We start from the raw sequence: 23,625 nt of genomic DNA on the forward strand, positions 1-23,625 counted from the left end.
TTTTTAATAACGACTTTAATAGAATATGTGCTGTACCAATAGGCCGTGGTCAAAACTTATATTAGGCCTAAACAAAACAACATCACATATGGAGTTACAATGAGTAACCAAGCCGTAAAAAAAGCACCATCGACTGAGAAGATCAGTGGTATGGACCGCTTTCTAAACTTCATTGAACGCGCCGGCAACAAAATTCCAGATCCAGCAATCCTGTTCTTCTGGGCTCTAGTTATTGTATGGGTAGCATCTGCACTTTTATCGAATCTTTCATTCGACTTAATCAACCCTCAAACGGGTGCTGCTCTTGAAGTAAACAACCTACTAACTGGTGAAGCGCTTGCTAGCTTCCTAGCGAATATGGTTACCACGTTCACAGGCTTCGCACCTCTAGGCATCGTACTTGTTGCTATGCTAGGTGTTGGCGTTGCAGACTCTTCAGGCTTCATTACGACTGGCCTTAAGAAGATGCTTAACTTCACGCCAGCTAAGCTACTAACGCCGATGCTAATCTTGGTTGCTATCGTGTCTCACACAGCAGCTGATGCAGGTTACGTTCTAGTAATCCCTCTTGGCGGTATCATCTTCCACGCTGCGGGTCGTCACCCTCTAGCGGGTATTGCAGCAGCGTTTGCTGGTGTATCAGGTGGTTTCTCAGCGAACTTTATCCCTTCAGGTATTGATCCGCTACTAGCTGGTTTCACTCAAACAGCGGCAAACGTTCTTGACCCTGCATATGTGATCAACCCTCTAGCGAACATCTTCTTTACTGGTTTGTCTTCAATTCTAATTGTGGCAATTGGTTGGTACGTTACAGAGAAAATTATCGAGCCTCGTCTTGCTAATACGCCTGTAGATGAAGATGCAGAACAAGCACCTGATCTAGGTACGTTCACAGCCATTGAATCTAAAGCATTCAAATTCGCTGGTTGGGCAATGGTTGCCGGTATTGGTCTGCTTATCGCGGCTCTAATGCCTGAAAACTCAGCACTTCGTTCACCTGAAGGCGAATTAACGGCGTTCTCAGCACCAGTAATGAAGTCTATCGTTCCTCTGATCTTCATCCTGTTTATTATTCCGGGTATCGTCTACGGCCGTGTAGCGGGTACATTCAAGAATAGTAATGATGTTATCAAAGCAATGTCTGAGACGATGGCAACGATGGGCGCATACATTGTAATGTCGTTCTTCTGTGCTCAGTTCCTATCTGCATTCGCTCAATCAAACATCGGTACTATGCTGGCACTTTACGGTGCTGAAGGCTTGAAAGCGATGGACCTTCCAGGTGAAGCAACGGTTGTTGGTATGATTCTACTAACGGCTGCAGTTAACCTTCTTGTTGGTTCTGCTTCAGCTAAGTGGGCACTGATTGGTCCTATCCTAGTTCCAATGCTAATGGTTGTGGGTATCTCTCCTGAGCTATCTCAAGCGGCTTACCGTGTAGGTGACTCAGTGTCTAACATCATCTCTCCACTAATGGTGTTCTTCCCACTGGTTGTTGTTTACTGTCAGCGCTACGTTAAGTCGACAGGTATCGGTACTCTAGCTTCTCTAATGATGCCATTCTCGATTGCGATGTTAATCGGTTGGTCTATCTTCTTGCTAGCTTACTGGGCTCTTGGTATCCCACTAGGTATCCAAGCACCTTACACTTACACAATGTAAGATTGAACTAAGCAAAACTAAGCTTTATTCATTGCTAAGCCCGCACCGAAATGTGCGGGCTTTTTTTCGCTATTTTTTCCGTTTTTTATATCCAAGGTTTTTATATCCAAAACTTTCTATATCCAAAACTTTTTATATTCAAAATAAAGGCACTCAGCTTATACTCCGGATTACGGCTAATTGTTGGCCGGTAAATTTAGGAAATCCAAGCCACATGAAAATTCTGCTTTTAGTAGGGTTAATTGTTTTAAATGGTCTGTTTGCCATGTCTGAGATTGCATTGGTAGCAGCAAAAAATAGTCGGCTGAAACGCTTAGCCGAAAAACACCGCTCCGCTCAGGTTGCTCTTGATCTCAAAGAAAACCCAACCCGCTTCCTCTCTACAATCCAAATCGGTATCACGGTAATCGGCCTACTCAGCGGGATTGTGGGTGAGGCGACGCTATCGGCTCCACTAGCCGTTCAACTTGAACTGTGGGGACTAGACCCAACACAAGCGAACATCTTGTCTACTGCGGTTGTGGTGGTAGGTATTACTTATTTCGCTATCGTTGTCGGTGAGTTGGTACCAAAGCGTTTTGCTCAGTCTCAAGCTGAAAACATTGCTGTGTTAGTCGCGCTGCCAATCTTCTGGTTATCTAAAATCGCGACGCCGTTTGTGTTTGCGTTGTCGGCTTCAACGGAAGGTATTCTTAAGTTGATGGGCCGAGGCGGTGAAGAAGATAGCGTTACCGAAGATGATATCCATGCACTTGTGAAAGAGGGCTCAGAATCGGGTGTGATTGAACGCGGCGAACAAGAGATGATTCGTAATATCTTGCAGCTTGATGATCGTCTTGTGAGCTCATTGATGACTCCGCGTCGAGACATCGACTTTCTGGATGTCGACCAACCCGTTGAGCAGATATTAAAGAAACTGCGTTCATCAAAACACAGTGTGTTTCCATTGTGCCAAGATCACCTCAATAAAGTGGTGGGTACAGTGTCAGCCAAAGCCTTGCTGAATCAGGCGGGCAATCTAAGCATTCAAGTGATCATGGGGCTGTCTCGCTCGCCGATCTATGTTCCAGAATCGATGAAAGCTCTGCGTCTACTTGGCTACTTTAAAGAGTCGGGCACCGAGATGGCATTCATTGTCGACGAGTATGGCGATGTTCAAGGTCTTGTGACTCATTACGATATTCTTGAGGCGATTGCTGGCGAGCTATCGAATAATCCGAACGATCTTTGGACCGAGCAAGTGGAAGACGGTTTGTTGGTGGATGGATTGATTCCTATCAGTGAACTGAAGAACCGTTTAGAGCTATCGGATTTTGAGGGCGAAAGCGAGAGCTTCCAAACGTTGAATGGCCTTGTGACTTGGTTAATAGGGCGCTTACCGGATGCAGGCGAAGTTGTTCAATACCAGCAGTGGCAGTTTGAAATTATCTCTGTTGAGAATAACCGTATTGTGAGCATCAAAGCGACGCCAATAGCCGGTGACACAGAAGACGCTAATAGCTAACAGTTCGACCAACCAGCAAGCGGCAATGGTTCATTGTCTCTTGTTGTCTTAACCTCTTTATTGTTCATTATCACGAAGATTAGGTATGCTTCACCGCATACCTATTTTCGTTTTTATCCTTTGTTTTCTGGAGTTCCCTTTGTCAGACCATCAATTCACCCCTCAAGATGAAATCTTCATGCGACGCGCCATTGAGGTAGCTAAGCAAGCAGAGAGCGAGGGAGAGGTTCCAGTGGGTGCGGTATTAGTGAAAGATGGGCAGATTATCTCTGAAGGATGGAACCGTTCGATTGGCAGCCACGATGCAACGGCACACGCAGAAATTGAAACCTTGCGTAAAGCCGGTCAAACCTTAGAAAACTATCGGCTACTCGATACCACTTTATATGTCACGCTAGAGCCTTGCCCAATGTGCGCAGGCGCGTTGCTACACAGCCGAGTAAAGCGCATTGTGTTTGGTGCTCCAGACTTAAAAGCGGGCGCTGCAGGTACAGTATTGAACTTGTTTGAAAGCCAAGCCTCATACCACTATGCCGACGTTGAACATGGTTTGTTAGAGGAAGAGTGCCGTGAGCAATTACAAGCGTTTTTCAAGCGTCGTAGAAAAGAGATAAAAGAGAAGCGAAAGCAAGAACGTCTGTTGGAAGAGCAGCGTTTAGAAGCAGAGATGAAGGCTGGCAATAAGAAATAGCAGCGTACTTTCGGCACTCTCTATCGCAAGAGTGCCAAGCAAACTGACTGAGTAACTACATTTACTCAGCAATCATCTGCATGAAAGCGCGATTGCGCCAAATGATCTTCTTCTTATTATTTGAAAGCATACGCTTACGACGGTTTGCAGCAACGGTCTTATCAAGGCGTTTCGATTTCAGTTTCTTCATCATTTCAATGATTTCCTATTTGTCGTCTGACTTTTTAGTTTGGACTAACGATTTAATTATAGTGTTATTCGTTTATTTGGCCTGTCGCGCGCTTGGCTTACCCAGAAGAGCAGTTCTAGCGAAAACCCAGCACGGAAGTGCAACAGAGCGTAATTTTGATTATGGTGTGCCGTTATAAAGTTCGATTGTTACTGCAATATGACACATCGATTTTCACGGCCTTTTGTCGAGCTTATTCTTTTATGCGCAGTTATAAAAAGCACAATAAAAAAGAGCAATGCTTAATGGCATTGCTCTTTTAGTTTCTATTGCGAAGATTCTGAACTGCTTACTGTCGATTCAGCAGCGCTAATGCTTGATTCAGCACTAGAAGTCTCTAAAGGTGGGATGACAATCAAACCCTCAAGACTCTCTTCTTGTTCTTTATTACGCTTATTTACATGGCCGATGATGCTTTGGTAATAACGGCGAATGTTCTCAACGTAGTTTCTCGCTTCATCACCACGCGCATAGCCGTAGCGAGTTTGGCTGTAGTACTTCTTCTGTCTTAACAGAGGCAGTCTGTCTTTCACATCGCCCCAAGCATCGGGATCGCCACCTTGTGCCTTCGTGAGGCGACGCGCGTCCATCATGTGCCCGTAACCGACATTGTATGAAGCAAGTGCAAACCAGATCTTTTCGTGTTGAGTGATTGAATCTGGTACTCGGTTCACGATACGACGCAGGTACTCAACACCGCCTTGTACCGACTGGTTCGGGTCGAGACGGTTGGTTACCCCAACACTCTTCGCGGTGGGCAGTGTCAACATCATCATGCCACGAACACCCGTTGGTGAGCGCGCAACAGGGTTCCAGTGTGATTCTTGGTAGGCCAAAGCGGCAATCAAGCGCCAATCAAATTCTTGAGAGTACCTTTGAAATAGCGGCGACCATTTTGGCAACTTGCTGTCCAGTGCGCGGATAAAGGCACGAGTATCAACGTAGTCAAAAGTGCCGATGTGGCCGATGTATTTCTCTTCTAGTGAAGCCAGTTCACCAGACTGTTTTAGGTTACCGAAGAACTCAATCAACAGAGCATAAAGGCTTTCATCTTCAGACTTCTGCAAATACCAAGAGATAGGTTGGTCTTCTGTCAGTTCAAAAGCCAAAGCTACGTCTGGGTATAAACGTTGTGCCAGTGACAGCTCAATTGAGTCCGCAACCGTAAATAAGCGCTCGCCAGTCGATACTTCTTTGAGCAGGTCGTTGATATCAGCATTGCCGACCGCATCATAGATAAAGTCATCGTGTGTTTTCTGCAGCTGCTTTAGTGTTGGCTCAAAGTGTGAGTCTTTCACCACAACCAAAGATGGCGTTAATGTGTCAGTAGACGCCGCCTCTTCTGATTCAGTTTGTGCTTTAACAAAGTCAACCTGACGCTCATTCTCGAAATTGATCAGTTGTTCAAGGTTTCTCGGTCGCCACTGGCCTTTTTTGTATACGACCTGTTGGCTTACGTAGTAATAAGCAGGTGCGGCGCGATAAGCTCGTGTCAGTTTGTTGTTTTGCGTTAAGCCGGTCGCGATAAGATCGATTTCGCCTTTCTGCAGTGCAGGGAACAAGCCAGACAAACGGTAAGCGGGTTTAACCTCAAGCTTTACACCAAGCTCCTGCGCAAATTCACGAGCTAATTCGTAATCCAAGCCAGCAGGACCATCAGGACCGATGTAATAAGAGAGTTGGTTATTTAGGGTGCCGACACGAAGAACGCCACGATCTCGTATCTGCTCAAGGACACTTTTAGGTTCAGATTCAATCTGGCATCCAGCCAACCCAAATAGGGCGATGGCGAGCAGAAGGAACTTAGACGAAAAGATGAGCGTAAATTTAGGCATCAAAATGAAATCTCGAAAAGTGGAAGCTCCTTTATACCAAACCCCGCAAGGCTGGCAAAGCAGGTTTAATTAAACAGTTGTAAAAGTGGTGATAAATGCAGCAAAAGTACCATTTACGCAGAAAGATAAAAAAAATCACGCAAACGGTTGCTTTTGGTGTTACGTCACAAAAAGAAATGCTTTATAATGCGCTCGCATTGAAGAGGTGGGATCGGCATAGGTTTTTAAACCTTCGGGAATAGCTTCGAAGAAAACAGTTAGGTTTTTCCTTTAACCCACTGAATTTATTCCAATACTACCTTAATCAACTGCATAAGAGACGTAAGCACATGAGAATTTTGCGTGGCTCCCCAGCTCTATCTGAGTTTCGTGTTAACAAGCTTTTAGAGCTTTGTCGTGAATTAAGCTTACCTGTAACAGGTATTTACGCTGAGTTTGCCCACTTTGCTGATCTAACGGCAGACCTAGATGAGTCTGAAGTTGAGAAGCTAGAAAAGCTACTGACTTACGGTCCAACGATTGAAGAGCATGAACCTGAAGGTTTACTGCTGCTTGCAACGCCACGCCCAGGCACTATCTCGCCTTGGTCTTCAAAATCAACAGATATCGCACACAACTGCGGACTGGCTAAAGTGTCACGTCTAGAGCGCGGTACTGCTTTCTACATTGAAACCTCTGCTGAACTTTCTGAACTTCAACTTGTTGAGCTGAAAGCAATCCTGCACGACCGTATGATGGAAGTGGTTTTCACTGACTTCGAATCAGCGGCGGCACTATTTACCGTTGCTGAGCCTGCTCCTTATGCGGAAGTTGACCTACTAACTGGTGGACGTAAAGCGCTTGAAAAAGCAAACGTTACCCTAGGTCTTGCACTTGCAGAAGATGAGATTGATTACCTTCTTGAAAGCTTCACTGAGAAGCTAGGTCGTAACCCGACGGACATCGAGCTAATGATGTTTGCACAAGCGAACTCAGAGCACTGTCGTCATAAGATCTTTAACGCTGATTGGACTATCGATGGCGTTAAGCAAGAAAAATCATTGTTCAAGATGATTAAGAACACCTTTGAAACGACACCAGAACATGTTCTGTCTGCTTATAAAGATAACGCAGCGGTAATGACAGGTTCTGAAGTTGGTCGCTTCTTCCCAGATCCAGAAACTCGCCAGTACAACTACCACCAAGAGAAAACACACATCTTGATGAAGGTTGAAACGCACAACCACCCAACGGCAATCTCTCCATGGCCAGGCGCATCGACAGGTTCAGGCGGTGAAATCCGTGATGAAGGCGCAACCGGTATTGGTGGTAAGCCAAAAGCGGGTCTTGTTGCTTTCTCTGTATCTAACCTTAAGATCCCGAACTTCGTTCAACCTTGGGAAACTGACTTTGGTAAGCCAAGCCGTATCGTTACTGCTCTGGATATCATGCTTGAAGGTCCTCTTGGTGGCGCGGCATTCAACAACGAATTTGGTCGTCCAAACCTACTTGGCTACTTCCGTACTTACGAAGAGAAAGTAAACTCTCACGCAGGTGAAGAAGTGCGTGGTTACCACAAACCAATCATGCTAGCTGGTGGTCTTGGCAACATCCGTGATGAGCACGTTCAGAAGAAAGAGATCCCGGTAGGTGCAAGCCTAATCGTTCTAGGTGGTCCTGCGATGAACATCGGCCTTGGTGGCGGTGCGGCATCTTCAATGGATTCTGGTTCTTCTTCTGAAGATCTTGATTTCGCTTCTGTACAACGTGAAAACCCAGAGATGGAGCGTCGTTGTCAGGAAGTTATCGACCGTTGTTGGCAGCTTGGTGATGCGAACCCAATCGCATTTATCCACGATGTGGGCGCGGGCGGTATCTCGAATGCTCTTCCTGAGCTAGTCGACGATGGCGAGCGTGGCGGTATCTTTAATCTACGTGACGTGCCAAACGATGAGCCGGGCATGAGCCCACTTGAGATCTGGTGTAACGAATCTCAAGAGCGTTATGTAATGGCGGTTGCTGATAAAGACATGGCAACGTTCGACGCGATTTGTAAGCGTGAACGTGCACCGTACGCGGTGGTTGGTAAAGCAACTGAAGAACGTGATCTGAAATTAGAAGATTCACACTTCGACAACACGCCAATCGACATGCCAATGGACATCCTATTAGGTAAAACACCTAAGATGCACCGTGACGCGAAAACGCTAAAAGCTAACAACCCTGCGATTGACCGTTCTGGCATCGAGATGAACGAAGCGGTTGACCGTGTTCTTCGCTTGCCAACAGTCGCTGAGAAAACATTCCTTATCACCATCGGTGACCGCTCGGTAACAGGCCTTGTAGCTCGTGACCAAATGGTTGGTCCATGGCAGGTTCCTGTTGCTAACTGCGCAGTAACAGCGGCAAGCTACGACTCTTACCACGGTGAGGCTATGTCTCTTGGTGAGCGTACGCCAGTGGCACTTCTAGACTTCGGCGCATCGGCTCGTCTAGCGGTTGGTGAAGCAATTACTAACATCGCAGCGACCAACATCGGCGATATCAAACACATTAAACTGTCGGCTAACTGGATGTCTCCAGCAGGTCACCCAGGTGAAGATGCAGGTCTTTACGAAGCGGTTAAAGCGGTTGGTGAAGAACTATGTCCAGCTCTGGGTCTAACTATCCCAGTGGGTAAAGACTCAATGTCGATGAAGACTAAGTGGGAAGAGAATGGCGAGCAGAAAGAAGTAACGTCTCCGCTATCTCTTGTTATCACTGCGTTTGCACGTGTTGAAGATGTTCGTAAGACGATTACTCCTCAGCTTCGCACTGACAAAGGTAATACAAGCCTAGTTCTTATCGACCTAGGTAACGGCAAAAACCGTATGGGTGCAACAGCACTTGCACAGGTTTACAAGCAGCTTGGTGACAAGCCAGCAGACGTAGACAACGCAGCGCAACTAAAAGGTTTCTACGAAGGCGTTCAAGCACTTGTAGCGAACGACCAAGTTGTCGCTTACCACGATAAAGGCGATGGTGGTCTATTCGTAACGCTAGCAGAAATGGCGTTCGCAGGTCATTGTGGTGTTAACGCTGATATTGCAGCGTTAGGCGAAGATACGCTTGCGGCACTTTTCAACGAAGAACTGGGTGCGGTAATCCAAGTTCGTAACGACGACCTAGACGCAGTACTTTCTACTCTTGCAGCTAACGGTCTAGAAGCATGTTCTCATGTGATTGGCAGCGTTGTTGGTGAAGGGGAAGCTTCTGATGAGCTAGTGATTAAGTCAGGCGCAGACGTTGTAATCCAACGTAACCGTACTGAACTACGTACTATCTGGGCTGAGACGACGCACAAGATGCAAGGTCTACGTGATAACCCAATCTGTGCAGACCAAGAACACGAAGCGAAGAAAGACAATTCAGACCCAGGTCTGAACGTAAAACTAAGCTTTGACGTAAACGAAGACATTGCTGCACCGTTCATCAACACTGGCGCTAAGCCTAAGATGGCGATTCTACGTGAGCAGGGTGTTAACTCTCACGTTGAAATGGCAGCAGCATTCGACCGTGCAGGCTTCGAAGCAACTGATATTCACATGAGCGACATCCTTACGGGTCAAGCAGTTCTAGAAGAGTACAACGGCCTTGTGGCTTGTGGTGGCTTCTCTTACGGTGACGTACTAGGCGCTGGTGAAGGTTGGGCTAAGTCGGTTTTGTTTAATGACTCTACTCGTGAGCAATTTGAAAACTTCTTCAAGCGTGAAGATACCTTCTCTCTAGGTGTGTGTAACGGTTGTCAGATGTTGTCTAACCTACGTGAACTTATCCCTGGTGCAGAGTACTGGCCACGTTTCGTTCGCAACGAATCTGAGCGCTTTGAAGCACGTTTCAGCCTAGTAGAAGTTCAGAAGTCAGATTCTGTATTCTTCAACGGCATGGAAGGTTCTCGTATGCCAATCGCTGTTTCTCACGGTGAAGGCCGCGTAGAAGTACGTGATAACGACCACCTAAACGCGATTGAAAACTCAGGTACGGTTGCTCTACGTTACGTTGATAACAACGGTAACCAAACGCAGCAATACCCGAATAACCCGAATGGTTCGCCAAACGCTATCACAGGTTTAACAACGACTGACGGCCGCGTGACAATTATGATGCCTCACCCAGAGCGTGTATTCCGTACGGTTGCAAACTCTTGGTCTCCGGAAGGTTGGGGCGAGAATGGCGCTTGGATGCGTATGTTCCAAAACGCACGTAAGAACGTGGGTTAATTGAAAACGATTTAAACAGTGTTATCGGGACAATAACCACAAGCGCAGATCGAAAGGTCTGCGCTTTTTTTGGTGGTGAGTGTGGTGTAGGGATCACCGTATAGTGGATGTGTGTATAACAAACTTTTGGACAGAAATGAGTTTTGGAAAATCAAACATTAGCAAATGACTAATAACTTCAGGTATGACAAATAACTAAACCTGATAGAAAAACTGCCACCAAAGAGCAAAAGACAAGACCTGACCCTATTGTTTTTTGTACGCAAAAAAACAGCAGTCAGTGATAGGGTTTAATCGCCAAATAAATTCTACGCAAACTACCATTTTCATGCCGGGCTAAATGACATGGTTCAGCATGCACTCCCAAGGGCCTCAAAGGGAAGATTGAGCACCTTCTGCCCATTTGGTCAGCTTTAAATCGTCCAAAATAAGCAGCACGCAAGGCACAACAATTGACGCTAGTAACGTAGCCGAGACTAAGCCAAACGCAATACTGGCAATTAACGGGATCAGAAATTGCGCTTGCGTACTGGTTTCGGTTAACAGTGGAAGCAATCCTGCAAATGTGGTTAACGAGGTGATAAATATCGCTCTAAATCGGTCACGTACCGCCTCTCGACAAGCGTCTATCAAGCGCTCGCCTTGGGCGATATTCTTCTTAATAAAATTGACCAACAGAATGTTATCGTTAACGACGATACCCGCTAAGGTAGCAAAGCCAACCAAGCTTGGAATAGTCAAATCGAACCCCATGCCCAAGTGCCCCCATACCACACCAATCCAGCCCATAGGGATTGCCAGCAGCACAGCAATCGGTTGAGTGTAGCTTTGTAACAGGAACACTAAAATAAGATAAATCCCCACCACGCCAAGAGCAAAGAAGGTCGCCAGCGAGGAGCCCGTATCTGAGCTTTCTTTATCCTGACCTTGCGAGGTGAAGGTGATGTCTGGGAATTTGTGTTGAGTTTGCGAGACAAATTCGCTATTGAACTGCAGCATAATTTCACGCGCATTGGCAACCCGCGTATCGATATTGCCTTGCACAACCACAGTGTTCATCCCATTAATGCGGTGAATTCGCGAGAAGGCTTGTTTTCTGTCAAACGTCGCAACACTTGATAATGGAACTAGGGTTCCATTGCCTGCCGTCACCATCAAGTTATTCAACTCATACAGGCTAGCTTGGTGCGTAAACTCATCCAGTCTCACACTAATATCCACCAGCTCGCCTTGTTGGAAAACCGTCAGATCAGTACTGCCTTTTACCGCGCTGCGCAGCGTTTGAGCAATGTTGGAAGCATTAACTCCCATCACGCCAGCTTCATCTTTAAGGTTAACGTGAAATTCGGTTCTGCCCTCACGCAGATCGGTGGAGAGGTTATAGACACCGTCAAATCCCTTCAACCATTTCATCAGCGAGCGGCTGACTTGATTGAGCTCTTGTAACGACTCACCCTGAACCCGAATATCAATGCCATTGCCAGCAATGCCCCGTTCTTTATCGGTAAACTTGAGTGAAACCACATCCGCCGTAGGGCCTACTTTTTGTTTCCAATCTTGGATCAGATCTTTAATGCTCTGCTGCCTAAATTGCGCTGGCAATAGATCGGCACTGACGGTTGCCATATGCGGCCCCGACTCATTAGCATCAGCATTTGAGTTGAACATGATCGTGGTGCTCGCGACCAAAGGTTTTGAGCTTGGGTATTTCTCTGCGTATTCTTGGTTGAGTTCATCAAGCGCGTTTGAAACCTTCTCCACCACCGCCTCTGTCTGGCTCAGTAAACTGCCTTGAGGGAGCAAGATACGCGCCTGCAGCACATCACTTTCCAAGGCAGGCATGGCTTTGAATTTCAGCCAACCTGACGAAATGGAAGCGGTTGAAATCATCACCACCATCACCAATATCCCTACTGAAAGATAAGGTGCATTCATCGCCTTGACACTCACTGGCACAAAGAATCTGTCTCTGATGTTTTCAAAACCGGCAATGAACTTGTCCCGTATAGGATTAGAGCGAGATTCAGTATGGCTATGTGCCAAATGAGACGGCAAGATCAAGAAAGCTTCTATCAGACTAACAAGCAAGGTAATCAATAACACGATGGGAATATAGCGTAGTACTTCGCCCATCTTGCCTGTGAGAAACATCAGCGGCCCTATCACCATGATGGTGGTAGCAAACGATGCAATCACACCTGGGAAGACTTGTTTGGTACCTTCAACTGCAGCGTCAAACGCGGGTAGCCCTTGTTGCCTCTTGGCAGCGATGTTTTCTGCAATGATCAACGAGTCGTCCATTAGCAGACCAATCGCGACAATCAGCCCGACCAGCGTCATCATATTCAGGGTATAACCGAGAAGTTGTATCGCAAAAATGGCGCCAAGGAATGAAACCGGCAGCCCCATGGTGACCCAAAAGCTAAAGCGAATATTAAAAAACGCCCACAACATCAAAAATGCCAGTGCTAATCCCTGTGCGCCATTGCTGGTGAGGATTCTCAGACGCTCAATAATATTGGTGCTGGAATCTTGGGTGATGGTTAAAGCGACGCCTTCAGGGGCTCTCGCCTGTTCTTTTTCAACGATGCTGACGATCGCATCTTTGACCGTTAAGGTATCTTGAAATTGCGTTTTGGACACCTGAAGCAAAGCGGCACGCTGACCATTGAACAGGATTTGATTTTCATCGCTAGTGAACTTCTGCTGAATAACGGCAACATCACCGAGGCGAACCTGAGTCCCCGTCTCACTGGATTTAATCACGATATTTTCGAAGTCTCTGACGTTGCTGCCTAAGTGGTCGAAGCGGACGCTGATCTCTTCCAAGTCATTACTAAATACGCCAGCAGGAGTGCTGATACTTTGCTGTTGTACTAGATTGGACAAGTCGGACACACTCAGGCCGTACTGCTGCAACTTCCACTGCGATACGCGAATTTCTATTTCTTGATCCGCAAAACCGCTCACGGTCACCTGAGCGATCAATGGGCTCTCTTTTAACTTGTGCTTAATTTGTTGGGCATAGAGATATAAGTCCCTATCTGACATATTGCCGGTAATCGCGACACTGGCCACCGTTGCCACTCGGTCCAGTTTCGACACCGTGATCTGCTCAACTCGATCCGGAAAATCACTGATGGCGTTAACCTGCTGTTGAATATCGCTGGTTAAAGTGTCAATGTCTTCATCATCGCCGATTTCCACATTGGCGATGACCAAACTCTCTCGGGCATCACAGCTTAACTCTTTAATTCCACTCAGCTTATCGAGAGAATCTTCCAACGGGTAACACACTTCTTCCATCATCTCAAAAGGTGACGCGCCCGGATAAACGATCCGAACCTCAATATTTTTGGTCGGCGTCAACGGAAAAGTGTCTTTCTGCAGTTTGGGCAAGGCAAAAGCCCCTAACAGCAGTACCGCCATCATCAGGACATTGGCGCCAGTGGTGTGCCGAGCAAAAAAAGCGATCATAATTTGCCCTCTTTCTGAATCGCGTTTAGGGCTTTAAATCCGCTCTGCGTATCCAACCAAAGGCCGATTTTCTCATCCGGTTGCGGTTGTAAAGCCATCCCCTCAACGGCGGGTGAAAGTTTACTTAGTACAACCACATCACCGAATTCCACGCCAGATTTGATCACCGCAACCTGCCCTTGGACGAAATCTATCCTGACAGGTTTGCTTTTCAGTTTACCTTCAGAGACAGTGTAAACTTTACCATCATGGATGGCGTTTATCGGTAGCAAGACTTGTTGCTCCATCATTGGTGCTTTAATCGTGACTTTAACGAAAGTCCCACGAATAAGTGGTGGCTTCTCCCCGGGAATGGCTTGCTGATAGGGCTGATTTACTTGTGCAACCAGGCTTTGGCTTTGAGTCTGAGCATCGATTTCACCGCCGGAGCGGCTGATCTCGGCAGGCCAAGTAATTACTTTATCGCCTGCTTGGAGCTCGACTGTCGCGCTCAAGTTGCTATGAACATCTTCGTCAAGCGAGTCAAAGCGATTGGAATTTCTTAGCGGACGCATTTTACCAAGCGGAAACTGCGCGCGAACCTCAACGGCATCGATGTCATCCGCTTTGAGCAGCAATTCCCCCTTGTTGACATACTCGGCGAGTCCAACCAAGGTTTCGACAATGCGAATATCAAATGGGGCTTTAATTACGGTTTGTTCGAGATCTCGGTTTGCAAGTGCTAGTTCCGTTTGCAAAACCTTTTGCTGCGCTTGATTAATTGCCAGTTGGTTTTTCTGTGTCTGGAGCTGTTGCTGGCTGCTGAGCAAGTCTTTGGTCGCGCGGTCTTTCTCTGTTTTGGAGATATGCCCGGTTTCACTCAATTTGATTGAGCGGGCATATTCTGACTGTTGTACCTCAAACTCTTTCTCTGCAATCTTGAGCGAATCGATAATGGTCTGATTCGTTAGCATTAGCACTTCAAGCTCAGCTTGCAAACGGGCAATAGTAAGTTGATAAGCGGTGGGGTCAATTCTAAGGAGTTCGCTGTCTTTGCGGATAATAGCGCCCGTTTTGTATTGCTCAGAAACCCACACAACCGCGCCGTCAAGTTCAGACTGTGCCTGCCAGTCTTGAACAGACTCGGTATGTCCATATCCGATGGCAGAAGGTTGGATATTTCGCGGCTCGACTTTCAACACCCGAACCACCTTTTTAGCAGCCGTATTACTCGCATTAGGCGGTTCAGCCTTCATCCCTGGTGCGATCACCAATAACGCGATGCCCAACAAAACAGGAGGAACAAACAGAGCCCTTTGTAACCAGCTATACCTAGTCATAGCGATTCCCTTACTATATATTAGCTTTTCCTTAAGCAAAAGGTAGCACACCAACATAAGCGGATTTGCTTCCTTGATCTCAAAATAAGTCAGGCCTCACAAATGGAGGCCTGATTGAATTGAGCTACTGATTGTTTTTGCCTTTGCCCATGGTATTTTTGGGGTTCACCATGCCTTGATGAGCATTAAACTCTTGTTGAGAGATAGCGCGATCCGCGTTGCTATCTAACGAAGCAAAACTGTGGCTTTGATTGATATTTTTCAACGTACGTCCCTCTTCTGCTCGCTGGGCAATACGTTCTGAGCGTGCTTGATTGAACTCGGCTTCGGTTATCTTGCCATCACCATCGAGATCAAACTGTGAAAATACTGGGCGTGACATATTGTTATTCATGCCACCAGCCATTGCTCCGAAGGCAATAACGATACCGAGTAACGCGATTATCGTGCTTTTGATTTTCATGACGTTTTCCTTCTCTTTGTTTCACTACTTAAGAATATACTAATGTAAGTAAGATAACGTCATGTGATGTAAAGGTATGTAAAGATGGCTAAGTAGATATCGATTTATGTTCTTATCGGTTTGTAAGCGCAGCGCAACAGAAATTATGAAACTTCTGCCGCTAGTACTCTGGTAAGAGTACAGGCATAGCTATGTCCAAATGGTTTTCAAATTATCCCAAACTTTCAGCCACCGAAACCGAAAAGCCAATGATATAAAATCCCTAGTTTCGAAAAATATGGCGATTTTTAGACATTCAGAGTGTTTTCGAACTTTTGCCCAGCAGTTTGCCTTGCAAATATCCAACAGACAAGGGATTACTTTTAGTAGGGCAAATACATGTTAACATTCTGTTAACCCTGACTGGTAATGGGGCAATAATGATTCCCAGAACATACAAAAAAGCCGCTGGATTGAACCCCAGCGGCTTATTATTTTCTAGCATCTAGCATCTAGCATCTAGCATCTAGTGCTTAGATTAGTTGTTGCTGTGCAGCTCGCTGTTTAGCTCAACCGCAGACTTGTTCGCTAGGCACTCGATTTGGCCTGTGATTGAGTTGCGACGGAACAGAAGATCAGACACGCCAGCAAGATCGCGAGCTTTAATGATTTCTACTTCATTGCCTTCTTTATCTAGCATGCGAACCTTAGTACCCGCAGTCACGTAAAGACCAGACTCAACTGTACAACGGTCACCCATAGGGAAGCCAAGACCCGCGTTTGCGCCTAGTAGGCAGTTTTCGCCGATAGAGATAACCATCGTACCGCCACCAGACAGAGTACCCATGATAGAAGCGCCGCCGCCGATGTCTGAACCGTTACCTACAACAACACCCGCAGAGATACGACCTTCAACCATGCTCACGCCAGTTGTACCAGCATTGAAGTTGATGAAACCTTCGTGCATTACTGTTGTGCCTTCGCCTACGTGTGCGCCAAGACGAACACGAGAAGTGTCAGCAATACGAATACCTGTTGGTACTACGTAGTCCACCATTTTAGGGAACTTGTCTACGCAATCTACAGACAGAGCACGACCTGCAAGGCGAGCTTCGATTTGACGCTCAGCCAGCTCAGGTAGGTCGATAGGGCCTTCGTTTGTCCATGCGATGTTGTGCAGTAGACCGAAGATGCCGTCCAGTACCGTACCGTGTGGTTGTACTAGGCGGTTAGAGATAAGTTGTAGCTTTAGGAAGCCTTCAGCAACTGATGCTGGCTTCTCGTCAGTAGCAAGAACAACAAGAACAAGTGGCTGTTCAGACGCTGCCGCTTTTTCTGCGAAAGATGCGTTAGCTGCATCATCGTTTGCTGCGAATGCTTTCGCCAGTTCTGCGCTTTGTGCAGCAGAGATTTCGATAGCTTGGTTGCCTTCAGCGTAACCTGACACTTCAGCTACAGCTGCTACAAGAGCGTCGCTTGGGTTTAGAAGCGGGTTAGGGAAGAACGCTTCAATGATTTTATTGTCGCGATTTTTGGTTGCCGTACCGAAGGCTAGTGAAAAATAAGCCATGTTGAATCTCCATGTGTTGAGTCTTGATTTTACTATTCCAAAACAACGGCTCGAATAACAAGCGCTGCCGTTAGCAAAGTTAATTTAATTGCGTTCATCATAAAGAGAGCGCCCTCGTTATGAAAGGGCGTATCGGGATAAAGTCTGTAAAATGATATTGCTTGTCTTTTGAGAGATAGTTTTCATTATCCGGATATTATACCTCGCTCTTAAATATGGGCGTTCTTACTTAAGTAGCGCGGTGCCATTTCATTTCCATGCCTGACACTTATCTTTAGTCCATCCTCTTGTTAGCCGTATCAATAGAGTGAGTCACACTTTCTTTATAAATTCATGTTTATTATCAGAATTATTCGACTTCTGTTGATTAATCGCTTGTGCCTACAGTTAGGGTAAATACTCAACTTTCCAGACATGTAATTAAGAGAACGATCACTAAAACCCTGCAAGATGTCAGTATATTGCCTGCCATAACGACATTAAAACGATTAATAAAGGATCTTCTATGAATTTTACTAAGTCTTTACTGGTGTTATCTATCGGCGTAGCGATGGTTGGTTGTGGCTCGGACAGTGACGATATCGCAGTGACATGTGACACTGCCGCTTCTTGTACCAAGTTTACTGTTTTACATACCAACGATAACCATGGTCGCTTCTGGGAAAATAGTAAGGGTGAGTATGGAATGGCGGCTCGTAAGACGTTGATTGATAGTATTCGTGCGGAAGTGACTCAAAACGGTGGTGAGACGATCCTACTGTCCGGTGGTGACATTAATACTGGTGTTCCAGAGTCTGATATGCAGGATGCGATACCAGATTTTGTTGGCATGAACCTTCTTGGTTACGATGCGATGGCATTAGGTAACCATGAATTCGACAACACCTTGGATGTGCTTGAGATGCAATCTGAGCTAGCTGACTTCCCGATGCTTGCGGCGAATATTTATATCAAAGATGGAGACACAGTTACTGATGAACGCCTTTTCTCTCCATATAAAGTATTCACCATTAATGGTTTAAAGATTGCTGTTATTGGCCTGACAACCAAAGATACGGCTAAATTAGTTAATCCTGACAACGTCGCGACAATTCACTTTGCCGACCCACAAGTTGAAATCAAAAAAGCCATAAAAGAAATAGAGGCCAATGAAACGGTTGACCTGATTTTTGCTACCACGCATATGGGGCATTACGCAGATGGTCAGCATGGTAGTGAAGCGCTTGGCGATGTATTGCTTGCTCGCTCTCTAGAAGAAGGTCAGCTAGATGCAATTATTGGTGGACACTCTCAAAACCCTGTTTGTATGGAAGGCAATGAATACGCCGACTTCAACCCAGGGGATGACTGCAAACCTGATCAGCAAAATGGTACCTACATCATGCAAGCTCACGAGTGGGGTAAGTATGTAGGCAGAGCTGACTTTGAGTTTTATGACGGCAAACTGCATTTAGCGAAGTACGATCTGGTTCCTGTGAACCTAAAAGAGAAGGATGAAAACGGTGATTATCAGTTTATTCAATCTGAAATAAAGCCTGATGCAGCTGTAAAAGCTACTCTCTACCCATATCAACAACAAGGGCAAGATCTCCTCGATGTCATCATCTCAAAGACAGATGCAAAACTGGAAGGTGATCGTGATGTTGTTCGTTCAGAACAAACTAATCTTGGTCACTTGTTAGGAGAAGCATACCGCACTTATGAATTGGTGAATGCTGACTTTGGTGTAATGAACTCTGGTGGTGTCCGTGACTCAATTGCGGCAGGAGACATTGCTTATCGTGATGTACTGACGGTTCAACCTTTCGGGAACTTCGTGACTAAAGCAACGATGACAGGTGCTGAAGTAAAAGCGTATTTGGACGTTGTTGCGACGAAGACTGCAGGATCCGGCGCTTATGCCCAACTCGACAATATCAGCTTAACGGTTGACTGCGATTTGAGTGATGTGACCATTCGAGACATCAATGGCAAAGGTTTTGATTTAGCAGACACTTACACGTTCTCCGTGATCAGTTTCAGTGCGGCTGGTGGTGATGACTACCCAGTAATTGACGTTGAATCGACACAGTTAACGGATGCCTCGGTACTGCGCGAATTCTTTGTTAAGAACCCTGATGTCACTGCAGCGAATTACGCACCAGCGGATGGTGATCTAATCTACATGAGTAAAGGTTTAGAAGTAAAAGGCTGCCCTGCGAACTAATTTATAATTCGTAAACAAAAGCGCCAAAGAAAATAGCCAGCGAATCGCTGGCTATTTTTGTATCAGAAATTTGTTGTTCTGAGCTTAAACAAACAGCGCCTTATGAGCTTGTTCAATACCTTCAATCAGCATCTGCATACCAATAACGGCGAGTATCAAACCCATCATTCGGGTAATTACATTCAATGCACTTGGTCCAACGGCTTTAACGAAGCGCTCGCCAAATACAAACAATACGTAGGTTAAGGCGCATAGTAGGCCAAAGGCGACGATGGTGATGATAGTTTCGTAGATGCCTTCGGTGCTGGCAAAGTTCATCGCGGTGGCAATGGTGCCCGGTCCGGCTAATATTGGCATTGCCAGTGGCGAGACGGCGATACTGAGCGCCGCATCTTGTTGAGCGTCTGAGTTGACCTTCTCTTTTGCTTTAGAGTGTGTTGAGTCACCTTGCAGCATATGAAAGCCAATCAAGAACACGAGGATCCCGCCGGTGATACGAAGCGCGTAAAGCGTGATACCAAAGAGGTCGAAGATGAGTTTACCCGAGACAGCAAAGGTGCTGACGATGATGAAGGCGATGAACACTGAGCGGAAAGCGATAGACTTGACCGTTTCCCTATCATTATCACCTGTTAATCAAAGAAAGATCGGTGTGTTGGCGATAGGGTTCATGATGGCAAAAAAGCCCATGAACACGGTAATGGTATGAATGATGAGCTCTTTCATATTATTCCTTTGAAAAGATGCAGTTAAATACGAATGGTTTGTGTATTTAATCTTAGATACAAATAATTATTAGAAATAGATAGTAGAGCAAGTGTGAATAAAAAACAGCCAGCATAAGGCTGGCTGTTTGGTTTTAGTGATAGGTGTAGAGTTTTGGTCGTTTGTTATTACTTGTTTCTCAATTAACGGACTCTACTCTATGGATAAATCGTGGCGCTCAATTTTGTCGTTATGCGTTCAAAGATTCGCTCACCGCCACAGCCAATGCAACTGTCGCACCGACCATTGGGTTGTTACCCATACCGATGAAGCCCATCATTGCCACGTGAGCCGGAACAGAAGAGCTACCTGCAAACTGAGCGTCAGCGTGCATTCTGCCCATGGTATCTGTCATGCCGTAAGACGCTGGGCCAGCTGCCACGTTATCTGGGTGCAATGTTCTACCTGTACCGCCGCCTGAAGCAACTGAGAAGTAAGGTAAACCTTGGCGAGTACGTTCTGCTTTGTAGATACCTGCAACAGGGTGTTGGAAGCGCGTTGGGTTAGTTGAGTTACCCGTAATACTTACATCCACTTCTTCTCTGTGCATGATTGCCACGCCTTCACGTACATCATCAGCGCCGTAACACAAGATCTCTCCGCGAGGGCCTTGTGAGAAACGGCGACGTTCTGTTTCAACAAGTTCACCCGTTTGGTAATCGTATTGAGTGCGAACATAGGTAAAACCATTGATGCGAGAGATTAAGTAAGCCGCATCTTTACCTAGACCATTTAGGATTACCTTTAATGGATTGTGACGTGATTTGTTGACGTTGAGTGCGATTTTAATCGCACCTTCTGCAGCAGCAAAAGACTCGTGACCCGCAAGAAAGGCGAAGCAGTGGCTCTCTTCATTGAGAAGACGAGCGGCTAGCGCACCATGTCCGATACCGACTTGGCGTTGCTCAGCAACACTGCCGGGTTTAGTGAATGCTTGAAGGCCTTTACCAATGATATTTGCAGCTTGTTCAGCGCTGGTGGCTTTGCGAAATAACGCCAGTGCTGAGCCAAGAATATAAGCATCGGCAGCGCTTTCAAAAGCAATAGGTTGGGTGTCCATCACCATGGCTTTTGGGTCGACATTGTGTGATTTACAGTATTGGTTCGCTTGCTCTAAAGAGTCGAAGTTCATTTCTGCCAATACGCGAGTTACTGATTCATTAAATTGAGTGTTCATCATATCTTTCCTCTAAATTGGCAAAAATTATTGTTGGCGTGGGTTAATAGTGGTGACAGCTTCATCGAAGCGACCGTAGGTTCCCATAGCAAGGTCTGCTGCTTCATTAGCTGACATACCTTGATTAATCGCCTTCATCATTTTGCCGAGGTTGAGATATTCGTAGCCAATTACTTCGCTATGGTCATCAAGTGCAAGCTTAGTCACGTAACCCTCTGCAAGCTCTAGGTAACGAACGCCTTTCGCTGAGGTTGAATAGCTGGTACCTACTTGACTACGTTGTGTTTGACCTAGGTCTTCTAATGCAGCGCCAATTTCTAGGCCGCCTTCAGAGAATGCAGATTGAGTTCGACCGTAAACGAATTGCAGAAAGATTTCGCGCATGGCTACGTTAATAGCGTCACACACCAAGTCAGTATTCAGAGCTTCAAGAATGGTTCTTCCTGTGAGGATTTCGGCTGCCATCGCGGCTGATTGAGTCATGCCTGAACAACCAATCGTTTCGATTAGTGCTTCTTCGATGATGCCGTTTTTTACGTTCAGCGTTAGTTTTGCTGCACCTTGTTGTGGTGCACAAGTGCCGACGCCATGGCTTAAGCCCGAAATAGCGATAACGTCTTTTGGACTAACCATAGCGCCTTCAACTGGAATTGGCGCTGAAGTGTGCAGATCACCCCTTTGAATAGGGCACATTGATTGAATTTCTGAAGAGTAGTGCATAATGTTTTCTCACAGTTAGAGTCATTGAAGACCTAGAGTGTTGAGAAAACAGGACGTGTTGGAAGAGGTGCGGCTAATTCACTACAGATCTTGAGTATCGATAATCCAAAGGTGTCATGAAGCTCGGCCTTAAGAGACTAAGTCCATTTCAAAATGGAGGAATAGCGATACATCCAACAGTATTACCTGTTTTCGATTCTGTAGGAGTCATTAGCACTGTTCGAAAGAACGGGCGGTTGAAGCAAAAGCTTAGGTGGAACCCCATCACCTGATGGCTATAGATTAGATCTTTATCACACTTTCATGCAAGCGAATGTTTAGAGCGATTTCGACTATAAACAGAGTTCATTATATTTCGATAAGTATAAAAAAACGCCAATAACGAGCTCTAATTAGAGGTGTCATTGACGTTTTCAACAGAGGTATCAGCTAGTTACGCTGCATCTTCTTCTGCGTCTTCAACAGCTTCAAGTTTCTTTTCTTTTTTCGGAGCTGGTTTGCGCTTAGCACCTAATGCATAAAGAACTTCTTCTTTATTCTTCGCTAGGTACATTGCAAGTTCTTCTTGCTTGCCTTCATCTTCAACTAAGTCGCTTTTGCTTAACAGTTCAAAAAGCTCATCAGCCATATCCAGCATTTTGTCGTATGCGTCAGCTTCGGCTTTAGAGGTAAAAGTCATTTTCTCTTCTCCGTTGCGTTCGACCACGTACTTGACGATAACAGCCATGGTTAATCCTCTAAGTTTGATAAATTTTACTGGCTTTTTATACAGTTTCTGATGTTAAAAGTCCAGTTGGAGCCCTAACAATGCGGCCTCAATCTTGATGTGTAGCCCAGTCTTCACAATAACTCATGAAAGATTTCAGCAGCGGGCTCTGGTATTTGTCTTTGTGTACCAGCATCCAGAAACGTCGTTTCATGTCGAGTGGGACATCGAGTGCTTTCACTCGGCCTGAGTCAATTGCTCGTTGCGCCGCCAGTCGTGATAAACACGCGAATCCAAGATTGGCAGAAACTGAATTGATGATCGCCTCGGTGGTGTTGAGTTCAAAGGATTCATACCAGTGTTCGATACGCGGTGCGACTGCACGAAGGAAAAACTCGCGAGTCCCTGAGCCTGATTCACGTAGAATCCAGTGACTATCTTCTAAATCGCTTAAAGTCACTTTTTCTTTTGAAACGAGAGGATGTTGATTACTAACAATAATACACATTTCATCGCTGCTAAACTGACTCGAAATGAGTTCAGGGTGTAATGTTTTTCCTTCAATTAGCGCGATATCAAGTTCATAATCCACCAACTTTTGGCAGATCAGCGCACTGTTTGAAATGAACAAGCTTTGATCCTGATGTTGAGTTCGTTCACGAAAGCCAGACAGAATAAACGGTGCGACCTGATTACCAATCGTGTCACTCGCGCCGACCTTTAGATTGCCACTTAAAGGCTGATCATCACGGAACAAAACATCAATACCAGCAGCACGGTGTAATATCTCATCCGCCAATGGAAGTAACTTATGTCCCTCTTGGTTGAGAATTAATCGGTTGTTGACCCGGTCAAATAGAGAGTGGCCGAGTTGTTTCTCCATTTCGCCTAGTGCCATGCTGACCGCAGCTTTAGACAGAAACAGAGCCTCAGAGGCAGCAGTCAATGTCGAGTGCTGAGTAATAGTGACGAACACTTTGAGCTGTTTTATTGAAATATTAGCCATCAGATTCCTAGTTTTACTCTGCTGGTGAAAATGGATTCTGTTCAGTATTGATGAACACTTGTTATATATAATTGGATA

15 protein-coding genes, 1 pseudogene and 1 riboswitch are annotated in these 23,625 nt (G+C 45.9%); of the genes and pseudogenes, 5 read left to right on the plus strand and 11 right to left on the minus strand.

Translation table 11 applies throughout. The features are described 5' to 3' along the window. Positions 1–99: 99 nt before the first annotated feature. The 3 genes from BCU07_RS01785 (at position 100) to tadA (ending at position 3,857) form a co-directional block, all read left to right on the plus strand. Positions 100–1,662, plus strand: coding sequence for an AbgT family transporter (locus BCU07_RS01785; RefSeq protein ID WP_017059875.1), 1,563 nt, complete (start codon positions 100–102; stop codon positions 1,660–1,662). 214 nt (positions 1,663–1,876) lie between these two features. Beyond that, positions 1,877–3,166 (plus strand): hemolysin family protein, encoded by a 1,290-nt coding sequence (locus BCU07_RS01790; RefSeq protein ID WP_017059876.1) that lies wholly within the window; start codon positions 1,877–1,879, stop codon positions 3,164–3,166. A gap of 85 nt (positions 3,167–3,251) precedes the next feature. Next, entirely contained in the window at positions 3,252–3,857 is a 606-nt protein-coding gene (tadA, locus tag BCU07_RS01795; protein WP_032545688.1) for a tRNA adenosine(34) deaminase TadA, read from the plus strand. Positions 3,858–3,918: 61 nt separating this feature from the next. On the opposite strand, the gene BCU07_RS01800 is transcribed toward tadA, so the two are convergent. Together BCU07_RS01800 and mltF are read right to left on the minus strand one after the other, a co-directional pair. Then, entirely contained in the window at positions 3,919–4,050 is a 132-nt protein-coding gene (locus BCU07_RS01800; protein WP_017059878.1) for a hypothetical protein, read from the minus strand. A gap of 302 nt (positions 4,051–4,352) precedes the next feature. Continuing rightward, positions 4,353–5,921, minus strand: coding sequence for a membrane-bound lytic murein transglycosylase MltF (gene mltF, locus BCU07_RS01805; protein ID WP_017067640.1), 1,569 nt, complete (start codon positions 5,919–5,921; stop codon positions 4,353–4,355). A 329-nt stretch (positions 5,922–6,250) separates the two neighbouring features. Here mltF and purL point away from each other — a divergent pair, with 329 nt between their 5' ends. Next, complete coding sequence (purL, locus tag BCU07_RS01810; RefSeq protein ID WP_102428272.1) at positions 6,251–10,159, plus strand: phosphoribosylformylglycinamidine synthase; 3,909 nt, start codon at positions 6,251–6,253, stop codon at positions 10,157–10,159. Between the two features lie 372 nt (positions 10,160–10,531). Here purL and BCU07_RS01815 read toward each other — a convergent pair whose 3' ends face one another. From BCU07_RS01815 to dapD, 4 genes are all read right to left on the minus strand, one after another. Continuing rightward, a complete protein-coding gene (locus tag BCU07_RS01815) occupies positions 10,532–13,636 on the minus strand; it encodes an efflux RND transporter permease subunit (protein WP_102428271.1) in 3,105 nt (1,034 codons plus the stop codon). Next, entirely contained in the window at positions 13,633–14,955 is a 1,323-nt protein-coding gene (locus BCU07_RS01820; RefSeq protein WP_032545691.1) for an efflux RND transporter periplasmic adaptor subunit, read from the minus strand. The genes BCU07_RS01815 and BCU07_RS01820 overlap by 4 nt, the downstream gene beginning before the upstream one ends. Before the next feature lie 124 nt (positions 14,956–15,079). Continuing rightward, positions 15,080–15,418: an EF-hand domain-containing protein gene (locus tag BCU07_RS01825; protein ID WP_102428270.1), complete on the minus strand. Its 339-nt coding sequence runs from the start codon at positions 15,416–15,418 to the stop codon at positions 15,080–15,082. A 517-nt stretch (positions 15,419–15,935) separates the two neighbouring features. After that, positions 15,936–16,967 (minus strand): 2,3,4,5-tetrahydropyridine-2,6-dicarboxylate N-succinyltransferase, encoded by a 1,032-nt coding sequence (gene dapD / locus BCU07_RS01830; RefSeq protein WP_017059885.1) that lies wholly within the window; start codon positions 16,965–16,967, stop codon positions 15,936–15,938. Positions 16,968–17,472: 505 nt separating this feature from the next. Between dapD and ushA the strand changes: the two genes are divergently transcribed. Continuing rightward, entirely contained in the window at positions 17,473–19,173 is a 1,701-nt protein-coding gene (gene ushA / locus BCU07_RS01835) for a bifunctional UDP-sugar hydrolase/5'-nucleotidase UshA (RefSeq protein ID WP_102428269.1), read from the plus strand. An 84-nt stretch (positions 19,174–19,257) separates the two neighbouring features. Here ushA and BCU07_RS01840 read toward each other — a convergent pair. The 5 genes and pseudogenes from BCU07_RS01840 to BCU07_RS01860 form a co-directional block, all read right to left on the minus strand. Next, positions 19,258–19,899, minus strand: a pseudogene (locus BCU07_RS01840) (MarC family protein). Between the two features lie 229 nt (positions 19,900–20,128). Then, positions 20,129–21,118: a GGGtGRT protein gene (locus BCU07_RS01845; protein ID WP_102428268.1), complete on the minus strand. Its 990-nt coding sequence runs from the start codon at positions 21,116–21,118 to the stop codon at positions 20,129–20,131. A gap of 24 nt (positions 21,119–21,142) precedes the next feature. Continuing rightward, complete coding sequence (locus BCU07_RS01850; RefSeq protein ID WP_065206889.1) at positions 21,143–21,835, minus strand: iron-sulfur cluster assembly scaffold protein; 693 nt, start codon at positions 21,833–21,835, stop codon at positions 21,143–21,145. A 194-nt stretch (positions 21,836–22,029) separates the two neighbouring features. Next, positions 22,030–22,113, minus strand: a riboswitch (Fluoride riboswitch). A 155-nt stretch (positions 22,114–22,268) separates the two neighbouring features. Further along, entirely contained in the window at positions 22,269–22,562 is a 294-nt protein-coding gene (locus tag BCU07_RS01855; protein WP_004735185.1) for a YebG family protein, read from the minus strand. Positions 22,563–22,650: 88 nt separating this feature from the next. Then, positions 22,651–23,547, minus strand: coding sequence for a LysR family transcriptional regulator (locus BCU07_RS01860; RefSeq protein ID WP_048608012.1), 897 nt, complete (start codon positions 23,545–23,547; stop codon positions 22,651–22,653). Between the last annotated feature and the right edge of the window lie 78 nt (positions 23,548–23,625).

The sequence above is a fragment of the Vibrio sp. 10N.261.54.E10 genome, from assembly GCF_002877735.2.
Lineage (GTDB): Bacteria > Pseudomonadota > Gammaproteobacteria > Enterobacterales > Vibrionaceae > Vibrio > Vibrio crassostreae_C.

What these genes read in the sequence shown, in the direction of transcription:
- BCU07_RS01785 (WP_017059875.1), top strand. Translation starts at nt 100, where the DNA reads ATGAGTAACCAAGCCGTAAAAAAAGCACCATCGACTGAGAAGATCAGT.
- BCU07_RS01790 (WP_017059876.1), top strand. Translation starts at nt 1,877, where the DNA reads ATGAAAATTCTGCTTTTAGTAGGGTTAATTGTTTTAAATGGTCTGTTT.
- tadA (WP_032545688.1), top strand. Translation starts at nt 3,252, where the DNA reads ATGCTTCACCGCATACCTATTTTCGTTTTTATCCTTTGTTTTCTGGAG.
- BCU07_RS01800 (WP_017059878.1), bottom strand. Translation starts at nt 4,050, where the DNA reads ATGATGAAGAAACTGAAATCGAAACGCCTTGATAAGACCGTTGCTGCA.
- mltF (WP_017067640.1), bottom strand. Translation starts at nt 5,921, where the DNA reads ATGCCTAAATTTACGCTCATCTTTTCGTCTAAGTTCCTTCTGCTCGCC.
- purL (WP_102428272.1), top strand. Translation starts at nt 6,251, where the DNA reads ATGAGAATTTTGCGTGGCTCCCCAGCTCTATCTGAGTTTCGTGTTAAC.
- BCU07_RS01815 (WP_102428271.1), bottom strand. Translation starts at nt 13,636, where the DNA reads ATGATCGCTTTTTTTGCTCGGCACACCACTGGCGCCAATGTCCTGATG.
- BCU07_RS01820 (WP_032545691.1), bottom strand. Translation starts at nt 14,955, where the DNA reads ATGACTAGGTATAGCTGGTTACAAAGGGCTCTGTTTGTTCCTCCTGTT.
- BCU07_RS01825 (WP_102428270.1), bottom strand. Translation starts at nt 15,418, where the DNA reads ATGAAAATCAAAAGCACGATAATCGCGTTACTCGGTATCGTTATTGCC.
- dapD (WP_017059885.1), bottom strand. Translation starts at nt 16,967, where the DNA reads ATGGCTTATTTTTCACTAGCCTTCGGTACGGCAACCAAAAATCGCGAC.
- ushA (WP_102428269.1), top strand. Translation starts at nt 17,473, where the DNA reads ATGAATTTTACTAAGTCTTTACTGGTGTTATCTATCGGCGTAGCGATG.
- BCU07_RS01845 (WP_102428268.1), bottom strand. Translation starts at nt 21,118, where the DNA reads ATGATGAACACTCAATTTAATGAATCAGTAACTCGCGTATTGGCAGAA.
- BCU07_RS01850 (WP_065206889.1), bottom strand. Translation starts at nt 21,835, where the DNA reads ATGCACTACTCTTCAGAAATTCAATCAATGTGCCCTATTCAAAGGGGT.
- BCU07_RS01855 (WP_004735185.1), bottom strand. Translation starts at nt 22,562, where the DNA reads ATGGCTGTTATCGTCAAGTACGTGGTCGAACGCAACGGAGAAGAGAAA.
- BCU07_RS01860 (WP_048608012.1), bottom strand. Translation starts at nt 23,547, where the DNA reads ATGGCTAATATTTCAATAAAACAGCTCAAAGTGTTCGTCACTATTACT.